Here is a 1408-nt window from a genome sequence, read left to right as displayed (position 1 = left end):
CCGCCAGTTGCTGGATGCGCAGGCGGTCACTTCCCCGTATCTCTTTGATGCTGGTTTGGTTGAACGCCATCAGGCGTTCATCAGCAGCAGCCCACTGGCGGTACGTGTCTACGACCGCCTGCAACACAATTTACTACAGAGTCCTGAGTTGGGTGCGGTCAATTTAGTCACTCTGGCCGGCCCACAGGCGGATCTGGCGTTTTCTCGTATCAGTGGAGCCGCGATCACCAGTGGGATACCGGGGCTGTTTACACCGGCGGGTTATCAAAAAATCCTCAAAGAAATGGTACCGATGATTACCACATCCGACGATCAGGACCGCTGGGTTCTGGGATCTTATGCCAAAAAACAATCGGTGAAAGCCGTCGAGGAAGCAGTTCGGCAGAGCTATATCAGTGCCTATATTTATCAATGGGACACATTTCTGGCAGATATTCGGCTAAACCATATCAGTGACTTAACACAACGGGCAAACACCGCGCGTTTACTCTCTTCGACGGCGTCTCCCCTGCGCCAGCTACTGGTCAATATCAGTCAGAATCTGACGCTGAATGATCCGCTCAACAACCTGATGAGTAAAGGGGAGAATATTGCCAGGCTGGGTAGTTTAAGCAGTAAAGCCAGCAACTTAACCAATAAAGCAAATAAACTGACCAATCTGGCGCCCCAACAGATGATATCGCCGAATAATGCTCAGCCTTCACCGGAAAGTTTATTAGCGGCTCATTTTGCCCCGATTACGGCTTTGGCGAAAAAACCGGCGGGAAAGAATCCCCCCATCCCTTTCGATGAGATATTAAATAAAATCGGGGAGTTATATCAGTACCTGACGGCGGTTCAGAATGCGGTGAATACCGGTTCCGCTTTTCCGTCCAATGACATTATCACCCGGTTGCAGACCGCCTCAGAGCGTCTGCCGGTACCGTTCAGGGATATGGTCTCTTCACTGGCTATCGGTGCCAGCAGTGACGCCCAACTCAGCGACATGAAAAGTGTCAGTAAACAACTCAGTTCAGAAATCGGGGGGTTTTGCAATCAGGCCATTACCCATCGTTATCCGCTGATACCAAACGCCCGTGAAGATATCAAACCGGATGATATGGCCCGCATGTTTGCCCCCGGTAAAGGGTTAATGGACAGTTTCTTCCAGAAAAATTTAGTGGGTAAAGTGGATACCTCCCAGCCCCGATGGCGGTTTATGCCCGGTGTCAATGGTCAGCCGCTGCCCGGCGGAGAAAAATTACTCCGGCCCTTTCAGCAGGCACAGATCATCCGTGATACGTTCTTTACCAACGGTGCGACCATGCCATCATTTAATGTCATGGTGCAGCCCGTCAGCATGGATAACAACATATTGAGCATGGTACTGGATGTCGGCGGACAGCGGGTGCAATACAGCCACGGCCCG

General features: G+C 51.3%; 1 protein-coding gene. It reads left to right on the top strand.

Annotated elements, in window-relative coordinates:
- Positions 1 to 1408, top strand: a 1408-nt coding sequence (locus Xinn_RS20820; RefSeq protein ID WP_280176161.1) for an ImcF-related family protein, incomplete at both ends; no start/stop codon positions are given.

This window comes from Xenorhabdus innexi (assembly GCF_002632485.1).
Taxonomy (GTDB): domain Bacteria; phylum Pseudomonadota; class Gammaproteobacteria; order Enterobacterales; family Enterobacteriaceae; genus Xenorhabdus; species Xenorhabdus innexi.
Note: the sequence above shows the minus strand (reverse complement) of the source record. Positions and strands in the feature narration are given on the sequence as shown.